The following is a 16,262-nucleotide window of genomic DNA, read 5'->3' on the forward strand; positions in this document are numbered from 1 at the left end:
GGCGGTGCTGATCTCCGCCCTGCCAAAAGGAACGAGGAAACCGCCATGACAGATTCCGGGAACGACCGACGCATCGACTATGTCGAATTCAACGTCGCCGACCTCGCGCGGGCGCGCGCCTTCTACGAAAACGCCTTCGGCTGGAGAATGACCGATTACGGGCCGGACTATTGCGCCTTCGCTGACGGTCGGCTCGAAGGCGGCTTCACCACGCAAGGGACGCCGAATCCGGGCGGGCCGCTGGTCATCCTCTATGCCGACGATCTCGCCGCGACGCAGGCGAAGATCGAGGCGGCGGGCGGGCGCATCGTCAAGCCGGTCTTCGATTTCCCTGGCGGCCGGCGTTTCCACTTCGCCGATCCTGACGGGTACGAGTTGGCGGTGTGGTCGAAGGCCTGAGGCTGCTTGAGACTTGAGCCCTCATCCTGAGGAGCCGCGAAGCGGCGTCTCGAAGGATGCTCCGGGAGAGCCTCAGCGAGCATCCTTCGAGACGCCATGCCCCGGGGAATGGCTCCTCAGGATGAGGGCCGTGGGGCATCTCAAACTGTCTCTGAGGCGCCAGCTGTTCCCATGCGTTACGCAATGCAGACCTGTCGAAATTTCAAGGGCATAGGCCCATTTTTTCGATAAGATCGCTTCCGTGAACAAGGGAGGCGGTCGATGCGCATTATCGTGCAGTTGCTTTCAGCCTATGTCGCCTGGCTCAGCAAGGAGCTTCTGGTGACGCCGGATCTCATCACGAAAGACCGGCGAGGCAACCTGCCACCGCCCTCCGGCGGTATCGGGGCGTTTTGAATTTGCCTCGGCGAGGCCTTGTCGTCATCGCGAGCATAGCGAAGCAATGACGGGAGGAGTGGCGCCGCTACTTCCCCATCGCAGCGCCAGTTCCATCAGGCCTTGCGGGACGAGCGGCAGCATCGTCACCGGATGCGCGGTCACGGCACCGCCAAAAGACGTTCGTAGACTTGCAAATCCTCCTGCGAGAAGCAGCAGAAGGTGACCTCCCGCAGCTGGGTTCTCCCGCGAAGCTCTGAGCCGACGACCTCGATTGCCAGCTGCGCGGCGAGTTCTATCGGATAACCGTAGATGCCTGTGCTGATACTCGGGAATGCGATCGTCCGAATGTCGTTCATCGCCGCGATCGCAAGCGAACGACGATAGCAGGACGCGAGAAGATCCGATTCGCCATGCTCGCCGCCGCGCCAGACCGGCCCAACGGTATGAATGATGAATTTTGCCGGTAGACGGTAGCCTCTGGTCAGCTTGGCATCCCCGGTCTTGCAGCCCCCAAGCAACCGGCATTCGTGGACAAGGTCGGGGCCGGCAGCCCTGTGAATGGCTCCGTCCACGCCGCCACCGCCAAGCAATGATGAGTTGGCTGCATTCACGATCGCGTCGACGTGGAGTGTGGTTATGTCTGCGCGAACGGCGCGGAGCACGACAGGACTTTCGGAGCTTTCCGATTCAGTCATGATGCCCGTTGTCCTTCCGACGGAGATTGCCCCCTTCAGACGGTGCGCGGAGTACCCTTCCCGCGCAAGCGGCGGACGAGACCGCCGATCAGCGGCATGAACAACAGCGCCAGACCGATCGTCATCAGCGTCGCTACCAGCGGGTTCGCCCAGAAGATCCTGAGCGAGCCCTGCGAAAAGATCATCGACTGGCGGAAGGCGTCCTCTGCCTTGTCGCCGATGACCATGGCGAGCACGAGCGGCGCGATCGGATAGTCGAGCTTCTTGAAGACATAGCCGACGAGGCCGAAGACCAGCGCCAGCCAGATGTCGAACTCCTTGCTCGCGGCGGTGTAGGCGCCGATGAAGCAGATCACCACGATCACCGGCCCGATGATCGAGAACGGGATGCGCAGGATCGAGGCGAAGAGCGGCACGGTCGCCAGCACCACGACGACCGCGACGACATTGCCGAGATACATCGAGGCGATCAGGCCCCAGACGAAATCCGGGCGGTCGGTGAACAGCGTCGGGCCGGGGTTGAGCCCCCAGATCATCAGACCGCCCATCATCACGGCGGCCGTCGCGGAGCCTGGGATGCCGAGCGCCAGCATCGGCAGCATCGCCGCCGAGCCCGCCGCGTGGTCGGCCGTCTCGGGCGCGATCACGCCCTCGGGATCGCCCTTGCCGAAGGTCTCGGGATGGCGCGAAGAACGCTTGGCCATGGCGTAGCTCATGAAGGAGGCGGCCGTCGGTCCGCCCGGCGTGATGCCCATCCAGATGCCGATCAGGCTCGAACGCAGCAGCGCCACCCAGTAGCGCGGCAGCTTGGCGGCGGTCGTCAGCACATCACCGATGCGCACCTTGGCGGCGACGCCGTCGAATTTCAGGCCCTCCTCCATCGTCAGCAGCAATTCTCCGATGCCGAACAGGCCGATCACCGCGATCAGGAAGCTGACGCCGGCAAGCAGGACGTCGAAATCATAGGTCAGCCGGACATTGCCGGAGACTGAATCCATGCCGACGGCCGCGAGCGTAAAGCCGATGCCCATCGAGACAATGGTCTTCAGCGGCGAGGCGCCGCCAAGCCCGATGAAGCTGGCGAAGGTCATGAAATAGACCGCGAAATACTCCGGGGAGGAAAAGCGCAGCGCGAATTTCGCAACCCAGCCCGAGAGCAGCGTGATCAGGATGACGCCGGCAAGCGCCCCGAAGCCAGCCGAGAGGAAGGCGAAGGCCAGCGCCTCGGTCGCCTTGCCCTGCTTGGCCATGGGGTGGCCGTCGAAGGTCGTCGCCACGGAGGACGGCTCGCCTGGAATATTGAACAGGATCGAGGTGGTCGAGCCGCCAAACAGCGCGCCCCAATAGAGCGAGGTCAAAAGGATGATGGCCGAGACCGGGTCCATGGAGAAGGTCAGCGGCAGGAGCAGCGACACGCCATTGGGTGCGCCCAGCCCCGGCAGGACGCCGACGAGCACGCCCAGCAGCACGCCCGCGAACATCAGCAGGATGTGGTGGGTCGTGAGCGCGACCGAAAAGCCGTGCATCAGGTTGGCGATGTTATCCATGGCTTACGGCACCGTTTTTCGTTGCGAGCCGATCACAGGCCGATGAGGGGCTCGAGCGGGCCCTTGAGCAGGCCGATCTGGAAGAATTTCTCGAGCGCGAAATAGAAGAAGGCGGCTGTTCCCAGCGCCGTCACCAGCGTCGCCGGCCAGCCATAGCGGCCCTGGAAACGCATGGTGAAGACGAGATAGAGGATCGTCGCCGCATACATGCCGAGCGTGACGCTGAGGATGACGAAGCCCGCCATCGGCAGCAGGAACGAAGCGACGCGCCGGGCCTGCTCATGATCGAGGACGCTCTTGCGCAGGGCCGGGTCGCCGGCGAATTGCTTGCCAACCGTCAGCCCGAGCGTGCCGAGGCTCGCCAACGCGACGAGCCCGCCGACATAGAAGGGAAACGCACCCGGCTGCGGACCCGAGGAATCCCAGCCGATGCCGAATTCGAGCGCGCCTTTGACGATGACGAGACCGAACGCCATGGTCGCCAAAGCGGTGAAGGTCTCGGCCCAGAAGCGGGTGATCATTGGCGGGCTCCTTGATGTGAATGGCCCTGGAACCACTGTCGTCATCCCGGCCGGAGCGAAGCGGAGCGCCGGGATCCATCATAGAGCGCTGCGCTTTACGATGGATCCCGGATCTGCGCCGCTGCGCGGCTTGTCCGGGATGACGGCGAGGTTGTCTCGCCTACTTCACCACCCAGCCTTCGCTCTCGAAGACCTTGCGGCTGGCGGTGTCGTCCTTGGCGACGAAATCGGTGAGCTCCTTGCCCTTCATGAAGCGGCTGGTCTGCGCCGTGCGGGTGACGAATTCCTGCCATTCCGGCGTCTTGCTGACTTTCTCCAGGAGATCGGCATAGAAGGCGACCGCATCAGCAGGAACCTCGGCCGGCAGCCAGACGGTGCGCGGCATCTGGAAGGTCTCCAGCGGCAGCCCGGATTCCTTGCAGGTGGGGATGTCGCCCCAGCCCTTGCCCTCGAAGACCGGGTCGCTCTTGGCGAGCCGCACCGGCGAGAAGACGCAAAGCGGCTTCACCTGACCGGCCTTCCACTGGCCGATATTCTCATTGGGATTGTTGACGTTGGAATCGATATGGCCACCGGCGAGCTGCACCGCCGCGGCGCTGCCGCCCTGGAACGGCACATAGATCCATTTCACGCCCGCCGCTTCCTGGATCATCGAGGTCAGCGTCTGGTCGGTATCCTTGGACTGGCTGCCGCCCATCTTGAAGCCCAGGGGCTTGGCCTTGACCGCATCGAGATAGCTCTTGGCGTCGGCATAGGGCGCGCTGCCGTTGACCCAGAGCAGGAACTCGTCGAGCGCCAGCGCCGCAACCGGCGTCAGGTCGCTGAATTTGTAGCCGAGCTTGGCGACGTAAGGCAGCAGATAGGCGTTATTGGTGCCGAAGATGACGCGGTTGGGATCGCCCTTGGCGCCCTTGCCGTAGACATAGCCTTCCGCGCCGGAGCCGCCGCCCTTGTTCACAACCACGATCGGCTGGTCGATCAGCTTGTGCTTGGTGATGATCGACTGGATGACGCGGGCAAAATTATCGGTTCCGCCGCCGGCGCCCGAGGTCACGACGAATTCGATGGGCTTGGTCGGCTGCCAGGCCTGCGCCGCGCCGATCCCGCCAAGTGCGAAGGCGCCCGCGAGCGCGGCCGTGATGCTGAACGATTTCATATGCTTCTCCCTGATGTCTGGTTGTTTCGGGGCGGCTCTTGAGGCGGCCGCCCTCGATGGAATGCTGTTGCCTAAAAGCCGTGGCCTCGTCAGGCCGCAGTTCTATCAGGCCGCGGCCTTGGCCCGCGCCTTTCCGTCCTGCGCCATCTTGATGGCGAGCGAGAGCGCGGCGCGGGTGGCGCCGAGATTGGCGATGCCCTTGCCCGCGATCTCATAGGCCGTGCCATGGGCCGGCGTGCAGATCGGGAAGGGAAAGCCGCCGATCAGGGTGACGCCACGGTCGAAGCCGATCAGCTTCATCGCGATCTGACCCTGGTCATGATACATCGTCAAAACGGCGTCGAAATCGCCGTTCTTCGCGCGCAGGAACACGGTGTCGGAGGGGAACGGTCCCTCGACGGTGAAGCCTTGCGCCTTGGCCGCCTTGACCGCCGGCTCGATCGTCTCGATCTCGTCGCGGCCGAAATTGCCGCCATCGCCGGCATGGGGATTGATGCCCGCGACCGCGATGCGCGGCGGGTTGAATCCGGCGGCGCGCAGATTGGCGTCGGCCAGCGTCAAGGCCCGCAGGATGCGCTCCTGGGTGATGTTCTGCGCAACCTCGGAGAGCGGAATATGCGAGGTGACGCGGGCGTTCCAGAGCTTGTCCAGGATGTTGAACTCGCTCGCCGCGCCCTCGAAAGCGATCGCATCGCGCACGAAGCGGATCTCGTCGTCATAGCCGGGATAGGCGAAGCGCATCGCGGCCTTGTTGAAGGGCGTGAAGAAGACCGCATCGGCCTGCCCCGAGGCCGCGAATTTCAGCGCGCGGCGGAAATTCTCGGTTGCGGCCTTGCCGCCGGCAAGCGTCGCCTTGCCGCGCTCCAGATCGGCGGGATCGTGATTGGCGAGATCGATGAAGACCGGGGCATCCGAGCCCACGGGTATGGCGTCGCCGTCGCGGATCAGCTGGACGGCCGGATCAACCTTGCCATCCTGCGCCCCGAGGTCGAGCAGGCGCTTGTCGCCGAACACGACATAGCGGGCGGCATGACGCAGATCGGGCTCGACCAGGATACGGGCGGTGAGTTCGGGGCTGATGCCGGAGGGGTCGCCCATCGCGACCGCGATCACCGGCAGCGCGCCATTCGCACGGCTTTCCATGAGATAGTCTCCAGCTTCGTCTTGTTGGCTCTGGCTAGCACGGCCCCTCTTTCGCAGCAAGTATGCTGTATGCAGCATATTCTCCTTGCTGTAGACAGACATCGAAAGGCGCGAACCGGCCCGGCCGGATGACGGCGCCATGTTGGGAAGAGACGACGATGAATTTCCACGCGCATTACGCCGGCATCACACAGCCGATCGAGACCTGCCTGGTCGGCAGCGGCGGCTTTGGCCGCAGTTACCTTGCCCAGGCGCGCCGCATCGCGCTGGTCAATGCGCGCATCGCCGTCGACATGACGGCGGAAGCGGCCGGGCGCGCCTTTGCCGCGGCCGGGATCGCGGCAAGCGAGATCGCGCTCTGCGAGACTGCGGCCGAAGCGCGCGCAGCCTGGGCGGCTGGCCGCCATATCGCGGCGGGACGGCTGGAGAGCGTCATCGACCTGCCCTTCTCGATGCTGGTCGAGGCAACCGGCGGCCCCGAGGCCGCGACCCGCCACAGCCTGATGGCGATCGAGGCCGGCCGGCATGTCGCGCTCGTCTCCAAGGAGGCCGACAGCGTCGTCGGACCCGGCCTTGCCCGCCTCGGTCGCGACAAGGGCGTGGTCGTCACCCCCGTCGACGGCGACCAGCCCAGCCTTTTGATTGCGCTGGTGAGCTGGGCAGAGGTTCTGGGGCTGGAGCTGATCGCGGCGGGCAAATCGAGCGAATACGACTTCGTCTTCGATGCGGCGACCGGGTCCGTCGCCTGCAATGGCGTGACCAGACTGCTGCCGGAATTGCGCGAGCACTGGCTGCCGGGGAAGCGCTCGATCGTCGCCACCGCCGCGGAACGCGCACGCATCCTCGGCCAGGCCTTCCCGCTGCGGGCAGTGCCGGATCTCTGCGAGATGACGCTCGTCGCCAATGCGACCGATCTCGTCGCCGACACCGCCGCTTTCCATGCCCCGCCGGCGCGCATCCCGGAGATCGCCGATCTGTTTTCGCAAGCGACGCAGGGCGGCCTGCTTTCGGGTACGCGGCGAATCGACGTGTTCCACCATCTGCGCCTGGCCGAGGAGGCGAGCTTCGCCGGCGGCGTCTTCGTCGTCGTCGCCTGCGAGAACGCCGAGACCTGGGAGATGCTCGCCGGAAAAGGGCATGTCGTCAGCCGCACAGCTGAGACCGCGATGCTGTATCTGCCGCGCCATCTGCTGGGGGTGGAAGTCGCCACCTCCATCCTCGACGCCGCGGGCCTCGGCCGCTCCGGCTATGGCGACGACTACCGCCCGCGCCAGGACCTCGTCGCCGTGGCGCAGCGCGATCTCGCAGCCGGCACGGTGCTGAGCATGGGCGGACACCATCACAGCATCGACGGCGTGGGCGCAGAGGTCCGTCCTGCGGCCGCCCTCGCCGAGGACCGCCCTGCCCCGTTCTATCTGGCCGCCGACCGCAAGCTCGTGGCCCCCGTCCGGGCCGGCCAGGCGATCGCGCTGGGCGATGTCGACATTGCCGCGGATTCAGGCTTGCTCGCGATGCGCCGGCGGCAGGATGCCCTGTTCGCGGACAAGGCAGGTTTCGCGGACAAGGCAGGAGATGCCGGTTTGACAGCGCAGGGAGGCCATGCCGTAAACGACGCGAGCACAGGAGCAATGGCAGCACGATGAGCGAAGCGGTGGCCGAGTATCCGAGGATCACGCGCCGCACCTTGCATGAGGAGGTGCTGGAGCGCCTTCGCGACATGATCATCGAGGGCAGGCTCGAACCCGGCCAGCGCATCAATGAGGGCCAGGTCGGCGCTCAGCTCGGAGTTTCGCGCACGCCGTTGCGCGAGGCGATCAAGACGCTCGCCAGCGAAGGGCTCGTCGAGATCCTGCCGGCCAAGGGCGCGATCGTGCGCAAATTCACCGCCAAGGATCTCGCGCAGATCCTGCAGGTTCTGAAGACGCTGGAACAGCTTGGCGGCCGCATGGCCTGCGAGCTGGCCTCTGACGCGACGATTCAAGCGATCAACGGGCTGCACGAGCGGATGCTGGCGCTCTACAAATCCAACAACCGGCTCGAATATTTCAAGCTCAACCAGGCGATCCACAGCGCCATCGTCGCCGCCTCGGGCAACCCAGTGCTGATGGAAATGCACGAGACGCTTCAGGCCCGGATCAAGCGCTTGCGCTTCATCGGCAATGAGGGCCCGCAGAAATGGGCCGGCGCCGTCGCCGAGCATGAAGAGATGATGGCGGCGCTGCTGAAGCGCGACGCAGACGCGCTTCTCGACGTCATCGGCAGGCACATGGAATCGACCAGGCTGCGCGTCGCCGACGTGTTTTGAGGGGGCGGAATCCAGCTCGCCCCGACAGCGGCGGGGCACGGACCGTCTTCGCGTCCGAATCAAGACCGACTTAAGCCCATTCGACGCCCCGCCCGCATCGATGCTAACACCATCCGACCATGCGCATCGCGGTGCTCTCCGACATCCATGCCAATCGCGAAGCTCTGGAGGCAGTGCTCGAGGTTGTCGAGGAGCTGGCGCCGGACCAGATCGTTGTCCTTGGAGATCTGGTCGGTTACGGGCCCGATCCCGAATTTGCGATCGAGACAGTGGCGCGGCTTGTCTCCGATGGCGCGCTCTGCCTGCTCGGCAACCATGACGAGGCCGCGCGCTCCGACAGAGACAAGCTGACGCCGAATGCGCGCGAAGCGATACGCTGGACCCGCACGCGGCTGAACAACGACCACCGCGCCTTCCTCGCGGCGCTGCCGCTGTCGATCACGCGCTTCGGCTGCCAATGGGTTCATGCCAGCGCTCACCGGCCCGAGAGCTGGAACTATGTCGCCGATCCCGAAGCGGCGATGCGCTGCCTGGCGGCGAGCACGGAGGCGCTGATCTGCTGCGGACATACGCACCGACCAACCGTGTTCTACAGCCATCCAAACCGGCGACCGACGATGTTCGTTCCTCGTGACGAAGTCGCCGCGCCGCTATTGGCCCGGCACCGGCACGTCATCGTCACAGGGGCCGTCGGCCAACCGCGCGACGGCAATCCAGCGGCGTGCTTCGCGCTGCTGGATCTGGAGGAGGCCAGCGTGACGATGCGGCGCGTGCCCTATGACAACGAGGCGACAGCGGCCAAGATCAAGATGCTCGGCCTCTCCAGCTGGTTGGGTCTGCGCCTGCTGATCGGTCGATGAGGAGGGAGGACGCCGTGGAACGACCCAAGACTGTCTCCGAAACCAAGACCGGCTCCGAGATCAAGACCGGTGCCGAGATCGACGGCTTCGAACTGATCGAGCAGCTTCCCTCCGGCGGCATGGCCTCGCTGTGGCGGGCGCGGCACGCGGATTTCGACCTCCCCCTCGTCCTCAAGATCCCGTTCCTCGATCCAGGCCAGGACGTTTCGGTGATCATCGGCTACGAGGTCGAGGAGATGATCCTGAAGCGGCTCTCGGGCCCGCATGTGCCACGCTTCATCGCCTCCGGCGATCTCGCCGAGCTGCCCTATCTCGCCATGGAGTTCGTCGCGGGCGTGAGCCTGGCGAAACACACCGAGACCGCACCGCTTCCCACTGAGGAGGTGGCGCGGATCGGCATCGCGATCGGCACGGCGCTCACGGACCTGCATCGCCAGGGCGTCGTCCATCTCGATCTCAAGCCGCAGAACGTCATCCTGGCGGAACGCGGCGCGGTGCTGCTGGATTTCGGCCTGGCGCGACATGCCGATCTGCCGGACCTGCTCGGCGAAGAAAGCACGGTGCCGATGGGCACGCCCGCCTATATCGCCCCCGAACAGGTGCTGGGCGACCGAACCGACCCCGCCAGTGATCTCTTCGCGCTCGGCTGCATCCTTTATCAGCTTGCGACAGGCGAAGAACCCTTCGGAAGGCCCTCGACCACCGCCGGCATGAAGCGGCGCCTCTATCATGCGCCGCGCCCCATGCGCGCGATCAGGCCCGACATCCCGGCCTGGCTCGAAGCGATCGTGGCGCGCTGCCTCGAGGTCGATCGCAGCCGGCGTTACGCCGACGCCGCCAAGCTCATCTTCGATCTGCGCCATCCCGACCAGGTAGTGCTGCCGAGCTCAAGCCGCGCCAGACCAGGCGGAATGCTCGGCTGGCTGAAGCGGCTGTTCGACCGTCCCAACGAGGCGGCGCTGGTTGGGACGGCGGCGGAAGGCAGCCGCCGAACCGGGCCTTCGATCGTGCTCACCGCCGTCGATCTGTCGGACGGGGCCACCCCGCTGGCGGCGGCGATATTGGCCGAGACGCAGCGGCTTCTCGCGGCGCGGCCGGATTCCTGGCTCGCCTGCCTGACCGTGATCAAGACGGATCTGGTCAAGGAAACCCAATACGCCGACTCCAAAGGCAACTCGATCTACGTGAAGCGGCTGGTCGCACTGAAGGACTGGGCGCGGCCGCTGCATCTGAGCGAGGAGCGTGTCAGCTATCACGTCATCGAGGCGGTGAGCGCCGCCGATGCGGTCCTGCGCTATGCCGAGCACAACCAGATCGACCACATCGTCATCGGCGCCCGCTCCTCTTCGGCGCTGCGCCGCCATCTCGGCAGTGTTTCGACCAAGGTCGTCGCGGAGGCGCATTGCTCGGTCTCGGTCGTGCGGATCAAGGGCGCTGCCGGCGAACAGGGCTAGGCTCGGTCGACCCAGCGCGCGTGACGCAGGCCTCGGGCAACCCGTGCTGATGGACATGCACGAGAGACGCTTCAGGCGCGGATCAAGCGCTTGCGTTTCATCGACGATGAAGGCCCGCAGAAATCGGCCGGCGCCGTCGCCGAGCATGAGGAGATGATGGCGGCGCTAAGGACTGGAGTTTTCAAACGGTCCTTGAGAAGCGATGCGCGAACCCCATCCGATCAGCATTCTGGAAAGAGTGGCTTGCGGCGTTTCTCCAATATGTGCCTATGCTCCAATCAGGCGGCATCGGAAATTTCGAGTGACATCAACATCGTTCAGCACAGCGAATAAAGTCATCAGCGCGCTATTTCTGATATTCGTCACCTTGCTCTTGATCGATAGCATCGAACTCGCAATAGCGAACTGGAATTCATATCCTGCCGGCGAAAGCCAATCCCTTTACAGATTGAAATTATCAGCAGCGTATCTATTTACGGCATATATTGGGGTCATCATCGGAATTATTGGCTACAGCACAGATGAATTTGCCGCCAGAATTGGATGTCTTTTCTTTGTTCTGCTCAACGTCATGGTCGTCGGAGTACTAAATTCGGAGCTAATGACGATCTGCGCGCGCATCATTTCGACTGTGTTTGGCTAGGCCGGCCTGGTGTTCCCAATCTTCCGCCTACGGTCCGGGCGAGAAATTCAAACTCGCCCTCCCGCTTCACCCCCTCCGCCCCGCCTCCGCTTGCGCAAACGCCGAGGTCCGAGCGTGAAGCCATCGACCTGCGCGGAGTCGGGGAATACCCCCTAAGATTGTAATAATCAACTTTTGGTTGCATTTTTCACGATGCATTAACCATCCCGCTCTAGCCTTCATCAGCAGGAGTCTATGATCGTAGGTATCGAAAGAGATTTCACCATGAGCTTGCCAAAAATCGCCATCGCTGCGTTTTTTTGCGTGGTGTGTTCGTCTCATTCTAGAGCCGCAACGGCAGTCGGGAACTTTCAGGTACAGATCAATATACAGGCCGCATGCATCGTTGCGAGCGCGACGGACCTTAACTTCGGCAATGTCGGCGTCCTCGCTGCCAATATCGACACGACGAGCACAATCTCCGTCCAGTGCACGAACACGACGCCCTATACGATCGGCCTCAACCAGGGCGTGAACGGCGCGAGCGTCACGACACGTCAGATGAGCGGCACCGGGGGGCTGGTGAACTACTCGTTGTTTCGCGACGCCAGCCGGACCCTGAACTGGGGCGAGGCGATCGGAACCGATACGGTCGCGGGAACCGGAAACGGCTCCGGACAGAGCTTCACAGTCTATGGCCGGGTGCCTGTCCAGACCACGCCGGGCCCCGCACTCTATTCCGACACGATCACGGTGACGGTCACCTATTGAGACGCTACCGCGCCGCCGCATGAGCCGCGGCATCGCAGCAGAGCCCAACCCAACCGATCGCTTCGCAATGATGGAGGCCGCCAAGCGGGTCGCCCGGCCAATTCTTGCGCCCAGTTCGAAAGGAAACACGCGATGAAGACCATATCCGCCCTCGTCGTCCTGGCGGCCAGCCTCGCGGGGCAGGCAAGCGCCGCCTCGCTGCAGGTCGCGCCAGTGCTGCTCGATCTGCCGGCGCCAGCGACCACGGCCACGATCACGCTGCGAAACACCGATGTCGAGCCGATCACCGCGCAACTCCGAATCTTCCGTTGGACACAGGAGAACGGTGTAGAGCGGCTCGAGCCGACCAACGATGTCGTCGCCAGCCCGCCCTTGGTCGATCTGCGTTCACGCCAGGACTACACGGTGCGCGTGATCCGTGTCGCCAGCCGGCCGCCGGGCAAGGAGGAGGCCTACCGGCTCGTCATCGACGAGTTGCCCAAACCCAAGCGCGCCTCGGGTACCGTTGCGCTGGTCATGCGCCATCTCGTGCCCGTCTTCTTCACGGGAAAGTCGGCCTCGCTTCCCGCCATAAGCTGGAGCGCCGGCCAGCACGGGCGGGGCATGACGCTGACTGCCGTCAACAGCGGTGACACCCGCGTTCGCCTGGCCGCCGTAACCCTGCGCGATGCGTCGGGACAGGTGCTGTCGGCGGGCAAGGGGCTGCTCGGGTATTCCCTCGGCAGGTCTTCGATGCGGTGGGATGTCGCCGCGCCGGCGCGCCCGACGAAATCCGGTGCAAGCGTCACCATCTCCGGCATGACCGAAACTGGTCCGTTCAATGCGACATTCCCCGTGCAAACGGCACGGTAGGGCGTTGGCGGTGCTTCTGCCGATGTTCGGTCATGCCTGCTGGGCTGCGGAGGGGCGAGCCGGCGATGGCCGCCCCGAACGCGGCTTGCATCTCGACGTTCTCCTCGACGGGCAGGCGATCGGGCTGATCGGAGCCTTTCACCAGGGCGGGAACGGCGAGATCTCCGCCCGCCGCAAGGAACTCGAGGAACTTGGCATCAGGGTGCCCCAGGCATTCCAGCGGGATGAGGATGTGCCCCTCTCCGCGATCCCCGCTTTGACCTATCGCTATGATGAGGCGGCCCAGAGGATCGATATCCGACTGCCGCAGGCGGGCCGGCTGCCCAAGACCTATGACGCGGCAGCCAGGGACGTCCCTTCGCCGACGGTCGGTTCTGCCGGGACCGGCGCCGTGCTGAACTACACACTGTTCGGCAGTTCCGAGGGCAAGCAATTCGGCAGTTTCTGGCGCTATCCTAGTCTTTCGGCGAACCTCGATGCGCGTGTCTTCAGCCCGTTCGGCGTGCTGTCACAGACGGGCATCGTCAGCGACCGGTCGCTGGACGGCGGGCGCACAGAGGCGCTGCGGCTGGAAACGAGCTGGAGCTATTCCGATCCCGGCACCATGCTGACTTACCGTGCCGGCGACATGATCTCGGGCGGCCTGGCCTGGACCCGGCCGATCCGCATGGGCGGGCTGCAAGTCCAGCGCAATTTCGGGTTGCGGCCGGACCTGATCACCTTGCCCCTACCCAGCGTCACCGGCAGCGCGGCTGTTCCCTCGACCGTCGATGTCTTCGTCAACGGCACCAAGACGGTCTCCCAGGATGTCGGCAGCGGTCCGTTCCGCATCACCAACATCCCGATCTTGTCGGGAAACGGCAATGCGAATGTCGTCGTGCGGGATGCGTCGGGCCAGCAGACCGAGGCGAACCTGCCCTTCATCGTCTCGAGCAAGCTGCTGCGCCCAGGCCTGTTCGACTTCTCCGCCGAGATCGGCGCCCCCCGGCTGCAATACGGGCTGCGGTCGAGCATTTATGGCGGCGACATCGCCGGCTCCGGTAGCGCCCGCTACGGGGTCAGCGACAATGTCACGGTGCTGGCGCATGCCGAGGCGACGCACGGGCTGGGCACGGCGAGCCTCGGCGGCGTGTTCGGTCTCGGCCGGTTCGGCCTTTTCAGCGCGGCCGGAGCGGGCAGTTGGCAGGGTGGTGCCACGGGTGGCCAGGCGTATCTTTCCTTTGAGACGCAGCTCTGGGGTGTCTCATTCCTGGCCTCATCGCAGCGGAGCCTCGGCGCATATCGCGACCTCGCCTCGGTCACGGTGCCGCCGGTCGCCGCCCTTCCCGGCGCGAACGGCCTGGCGGGCTATGTCGCGATGGCTGGAACCTCGGCAGCGGACGCCGTCACATGGGGGCGCCTCCTGCTGCCGCCGCGCGCGCTCGACCGGCTCTCGGTCGGCTTGCCCGTGCCCATGCTGGGCGGCGGCATCAGCTTCGGCTTCGCGCATGTGAAGCCGGCCGTCGGACGCTCGAACCGCGTCGTCAATGCGAGCTATACCCGTGCGCTGCCGAGCGGCGGGTCGTTCTACGCGACGGTTTTCACCGATCTGGACGATCGCCGCTCGGCCGGCATTTTCGCCGGCTTGTCCTTCCCCTTCGGCGCCGACATCACCTCGTCGACAGGCACGAGCCGCTCCGGCTCGAACTGGGCGCTCGCGGCCGATGTCAGCAAGCCGCTCCGGCAGGAGGTCGGCAGCGTCGGCTGGCGCGTGCGCGATGTCGAGGGTCAGGGCGGCCAGCAGCGACGCTCGGCATCGCTCGCCTATCGCGGCAATTATGGCCAGATCGAAGCCGGCGTGACGCAGGCCAGCGATCGGCTCTCGGGAACGGCCCAGCTCGACGGTTCCATCGTGCTGGCCGGCGGCGATCTGTTCCTGGGCAATCGCATCGACGATGCCTTCGCGGTTGCCAAGGCGGGAGCTCCCGACGTTGATGTCCTTTACGAGAACCGCGTCGTCGCGCGCACCAACGCCAGCGGCAACGCGCTGATTCCGACCTTGCGATCCTACCAGTCCAACAAGGTTTCGATCGATCCTCGCGGGCTCCCCGTAACCGCGCTCGCCGAGACGACGCTGGAGGTCTTGGCCCCGACAGACCGCGCCGGGGTCGTGGTCGATTTCGGTGTCAGATCAGCCTCGAACGCGGCGATCGTCATCCTGCATGGCGCTGACGGCAAGCCGCTCCGGGCAGGCCTGAGCGGCACGCTTCAGCCCGGGCTGCGCGGGACGGCGGCGGCACCCGAATTCGTCGTTGGCTATGACGGTCGCGCCTTCGTCGAGAATCTAGGGCCCGGCAACGACATCGTGGTCCAGCTCGACAAGGGCGAATGCCGGGCCCGTTTTTCCTTCGAACCGCGTCAAGCCACGCAGGTCACGCTGGGGCCCGTGTCATGTCGGTAAGACGCTTCTTCCGGCGTTGTCTGGCCCTGCCGGCAGTCGCCGTGCTGGCCCTGCTGTCGATCGAGGCTCCGGCTGTGGCGCAGTCCTGCTCGTTGAGCATCACGCCGCTGGCCTTCGGCGATATCGACGTGACCGCCAATGCGCAGGTCGATGCCAGCGCGACGGCGACGGTATCGTGTACTGGGCTTGCGTTCTCGACGGTCGGGGTCTGTCTCGACCTCGGGCCGGGTTCGGGTGGAGGTACCAGCGCCGCCAATCGCTTCATGCTGAATGGCGCCAACCAGCTTCGCTATGGGCTCTTCAGCGATGCTTCTGCCGGATCGCCATGGGGCTCCGATGCCTGGCCGGGGGGAAGCGCCTCGCCGGTGGGCTTCAATATCGTCCTGTCGGCAGGCGGCAGCGGCAGCCGCAGCCAGACGATCTTTGGCCGCGTCTACAGCAGCCAGGCGACCGTCGCCCCGCTCTCCTATTCCAGCAGCTTCACCGGAACCGATGCGCGGATCCGCTATGGGCTTCTGTCCTTCCTGCTCGGGTGCAACCTGCTGACGAACTCGCAGACGACGAGCTTCGCGGTCACGGCCAATGTGCCCGCGACCTGCCGCGTCACCACCAACAATCTGAGCTTCGGCTCATTTGGCGTCCTCAGCGCCCAGCATGATGCGAGCACGACGCTGGCTCCGACTTGCACCAATGGGACGTCGTACCAGATCGGCCTCGATGGCGGCCTCTCGGGGGCGACCAACCCGACCTTGCGGCGCATGACCAAGGGAGCCGAGACCGTAACATACGGCCTCTATCGGAATGCGGCCCGAACACAGGCCTTTGGCCAGACGCTGGGTAGCGATACGCTTTCGGCAACAGGAAACGGGGTGGCACAGACTGCCACGGTCTATGGGCGCGTGCCCGTACAAGCAACCCCGTCGCCCGGGCTCTACAGCGATACGATTGTCGTGTCGGTGACCTATTGAACTCGAAGAAGCCTCATGGCGCCGAAATTTCGAAATCCGCCACGATGCAAACGCCAACGACATCTTCAAGCCGACTCACAGGTCCGGGGAGTGCCAAAAGCGGGCGTTGCCCCCCGCGCCGGTAGCTGACATGCGACGATTGCAGGCGCTT

16 protein-coding genes are annotated in these 16,262 nt (G+C 64.9%); 11 read left to right on the forward strand and 5 right to left on the reverse strand.

Features of this window, described 5'->3' with window-relative positions:
• The first annotated feature begins 45 nt into the window (after nucleotides 1-45).
• Complete coding sequence (locus ACSQ3P_RS25635) at nucleotides 46-399, forward strand: VOC family protein (protein ID WP_436168297.1); 354 nt, start codon at nucleotides 46-48, stop codon at nucleotides 397-399.
• Between the two features lie 261 nt (nucleotides 400-660).
• The gene (locus tag ACSQ3P_RS25640; RefSeq protein WP_280141698.1) at nucleotides 661-795 is read left to right on the forward strand and encodes a hypothetical protein; all 135 of its coding nucleotides are present in this window, start codon (nucleotides 661-663) and stop codon (nucleotides 793-795) included.
• A 140-nt stretch (nucleotides 796-935) separates the two neighbouring features.
• Here ACSQ3P_RS25640 and ACSQ3P_RS25645 read toward each other — a convergent pair whose 3' ends face one another.
• The 5 genes from ACSQ3P_RS25645 to ACSQ3P_RS25665 all read right to left on the reverse strand — a co-directional run bounded on the left by ACSQ3P_RS25645 (nucleotide 936) and on the right by ACSQ3P_RS25665 (nucleotide 5,839).
• Nucleotides 936-1,472 (reverse strand): O-acetyl-ADP-ribose deacetylase, encoded by a 537-nt coding sequence (locus ACSQ3P_RS25645; protein WP_436168298.1) that lies wholly within the window; start codon nucleotides 1,470-1,472, stop codon nucleotides 936-938.
• Between the two features lie 35 nt (nucleotides 1,473-1,507).
• A complete protein-coding gene (locus ACSQ3P_RS25650; protein ID WP_436168299.1) occupies nucleotides 1,508-3,019 on the reverse strand; it encodes a tripartite tricarboxylate transporter permease in 1,512 nt (503 codons plus the stop codon).
• A 32-nt stretch (nucleotides 3,020-3,051) separates the two neighbouring features.
• Entirely contained in the window at nucleotides 3,052-3,540 is a 489-nt protein-coding gene (locus ACSQ3P_RS25655) for a tripartite tricarboxylate transporter TctB family protein (RefSeq protein ID WP_436168300.1), read from the reverse strand.
• Between the two features lie 160 nt (nucleotides 3,541-3,700).
• Complete coding sequence (locus tag ACSQ3P_RS25660; RefSeq protein WP_436168301.1) at nucleotides 3,701-4,696, reverse strand: Bug family tripartite tricarboxylate transporter substrate binding protein; 996 nt, start codon at nucleotides 4,694-4,696, stop codon at nucleotides 3,701-3,703.
• A gap of 105 nt (nucleotides 4,697-4,801) precedes the next feature.
• Nucleotides 4,802-5,839: a 4-hydroxythreonine-4-phosphate dehydrogenase PdxA gene (locus tag ACSQ3P_RS25665; protein WP_436168302.1), complete on the reverse strand. Its 1,038-nt coding sequence runs from the start codon at nucleotides 5,837-5,839 to the stop codon at nucleotides 4,802-4,804.
• A 158-nt stretch (nucleotides 5,840-5,997) separates the two neighbouring features.
• Here ACSQ3P_RS25665 and ACSQ3P_RS25670 point away from each other — a divergent pair, with 158 nt between their 5' ends.
• The 9 genes from ACSQ3P_RS25670 to ACSQ3P_RS25710 all read left to right on the forward strand — a co-directional run bounded on the left by ACSQ3P_RS25670 (nucleotide 5,998) and on the right by ACSQ3P_RS25710 (nucleotide 16,111).
• Entirely contained in the window at nucleotides 5,998-7,482 is a 1,485-nt protein-coding gene (locus ACSQ3P_RS25670) for a flagellar biosynthesis protein FlgA (protein WP_436168303.1), read from the forward strand.
• Nucleotides 7,479-8,144 (forward strand): GntR family transcriptional regulator, encoded by a 666-nt coding sequence (locus ACSQ3P_RS25675; RefSeq protein ID WP_310151468.1) that lies wholly within the window; start codon nucleotides 7,479-7,481, stop codon nucleotides 8,142-8,144. The genes ACSQ3P_RS25670 and ACSQ3P_RS25675 overlap by 4 nt, the downstream gene beginning before the upstream one ends.
• Nucleotides 8,145-8,263: 119 nt before the next feature.
• Entirely contained in the window at nucleotides 8,264-9,004 is a 741-nt protein-coding gene (locus ACSQ3P_RS25680; protein WP_436168304.1) for a metallophosphoesterase family protein, read from the forward strand.
• Between the two features lie 14 nt (nucleotides 9,005-9,018).
• On the forward strand, nucleotides 9,019-10,458 hold the full coding sequence (locus ACSQ3P_RS25685) for a protein kinase domain-containing protein (RefSeq protein ID WP_436168305.1): 1,440 nt from the start codon (nucleotides 9,019-9,021) through the stop codon (nucleotides 10,456-10,458).
• A gap of 202 nt (nucleotides 10,459-10,660) precedes the next feature.
• Nucleotides 10,661-11,101, forward strand: coding sequence for a hypothetical protein (locus tag ACSQ3P_RS25690; RefSeq protein ID WP_436168306.1), 441 nt, complete (start codon nucleotides 10,661-10,663; stop codon nucleotides 11,099-11,101).
• Between the two features lie 264 nt (nucleotides 11,102-11,365).
• Nucleotides 11,366-11,851 (forward strand): Csu type fimbrial protein, encoded by a 486-nt coding sequence (locus tag ACSQ3P_RS25695; RefSeq protein ID WP_436168307.1) that lies wholly within the window; start codon nucleotides 11,366-11,368, stop codon nucleotides 11,849-11,851.
• A gap of 132 nt (nucleotides 11,852-11,983) precedes the next feature.
• Complete coding sequence (locus tag ACSQ3P_RS25700; RefSeq protein WP_436168308.1) at nucleotides 11,984-12,703, forward strand: fimbrial biogenesis chaperone; 720 nt, start codon at nucleotides 11,984-11,986, stop codon at nucleotides 12,701-12,703.
• A 10-nt stretch (nucleotides 12,704-12,713) separates the two neighbouring features.
• A complete protein-coding gene (locus ACSQ3P_RS25705; RefSeq protein ID WP_436168456.1) occupies nucleotides 12,714-15,143 on the forward strand; it encodes a fimbria/pilus outer membrane usher protein in 2,430 nt (809 codons plus the stop codon).
• Complete coding sequence (locus ACSQ3P_RS25710; protein ID WP_436168309.1) at nucleotides 15,134-16,111, forward strand: Csu type fimbrial protein; 978 nt, start codon at nucleotides 15,134-15,136, stop codon at nucleotides 16,109-16,111. Before ACSQ3P_RS25705 ends, ACSQ3P_RS25710 begins: the two co-directional genes overlap by 10 nt.
• The last annotated feature ends 151 nt before the right edge of the window (nucleotides 16,112-16,262 follow it).

It is taken from the genome of Allobosea sp. LjRoot9 (assembly GCF_964252745.1).
GTDB lineage: Bacteria > Pseudomonadota > Alphaproteobacteria > Rhizobiales > Beijerinckiaceae > Allobosea.

Bases quoted from the DNA above. Each gene is read 5' to 3' on its own strand.
- ACSQ3P_RS25635 (WP_436168297.1), top strand. From the start codon at position 46: ATGACAGATTCCGGGAACGACCGACGCATCGACTATGTCGAATTCAAC.
- ACSQ3P_RS25640 (WP_280141698.1), top strand. From the start codon at position 661: ATGCGCATTATCGTGCAGTTGCTTTCAGCCTATGTCGCCTGGCTCAGC.
- ACSQ3P_RS25645 (WP_436168298.1), bottom strand. From the start codon at position 1,472: ATGACTGAATCGGAAAGCTCCGAAAGTCCTGTCGTGCTCCGCGCCGTT.
- ACSQ3P_RS25650 (WP_436168299.1), bottom strand. From the start codon at position 3,019: ATGGATAACATCGCCAACCTGATGCACGGCTTTTCGGTCGCGCTCACG.
- ACSQ3P_RS25655 (WP_436168300.1), bottom strand. From the start codon at position 3,540: ATGATCACCCGCTTCTGGGCCGAGACCTTCACCGCTTTGGCGACCATG.
- ACSQ3P_RS25660 (WP_436168301.1), bottom strand. From the start codon at position 4,696: ATGAAATCGTTCAGCATCACGGCCGCGCTCGCGGGCGCCTTCGCACTT.
- ACSQ3P_RS25665 (WP_436168302.1), bottom strand. From the start codon at position 5,839: ATGGAAAGCCGTGCGAATGGCGCGCTGCCGGTGATCGCGGTCGCGATG.
- ACSQ3P_RS25670 (WP_436168303.1), top strand. From the start codon at position 5,998: ATGAATTTCCACGCGCATTACGCCGGCATCACACAGCCGATCGAGACC.
- ACSQ3P_RS25675 (WP_310151468.1), top strand. From the start codon at position 7,479: ATGAGCGAAGCGGTGGCCGAGTATCCGAGGATCACGCGCCGCACCTTG.
- ACSQ3P_RS25680 (WP_436168304.1), top strand. From the start codon at position 8,264: ATGCGCATCGCGGTGCTCTCCGACATCCATGCCAATCGCGAAGCTCTG.
- ACSQ3P_RS25690 (WP_436168306.1), top strand. From the start codon at position 10,661: ATGCGCGAACCCCATCCGATCAGCATTCTGGAAAGAGTGGCTTGCGGC.
- ACSQ3P_RS25695 (WP_436168307.1), top strand. From the start codon at position 11,366: ATGAGCTTGCCAAAAATCGCCATCGCTGCGTTTTTTTGCGTGGTGTGT.
- ACSQ3P_RS25700 (WP_436168308.1), top strand. From the start codon at position 11,984: ATGAAGACCATATCCGCCCTCGTCGTCCTGGCGGCCAGCCTCGCGGGG.
- ACSQ3P_RS25710 (WP_436168309.1), top strand. From the start codon at position 15,134: ATGTCGGTAAGACGCTTCTTCCGGCGTTGTCTGGCCCTGCCGGCAGTC.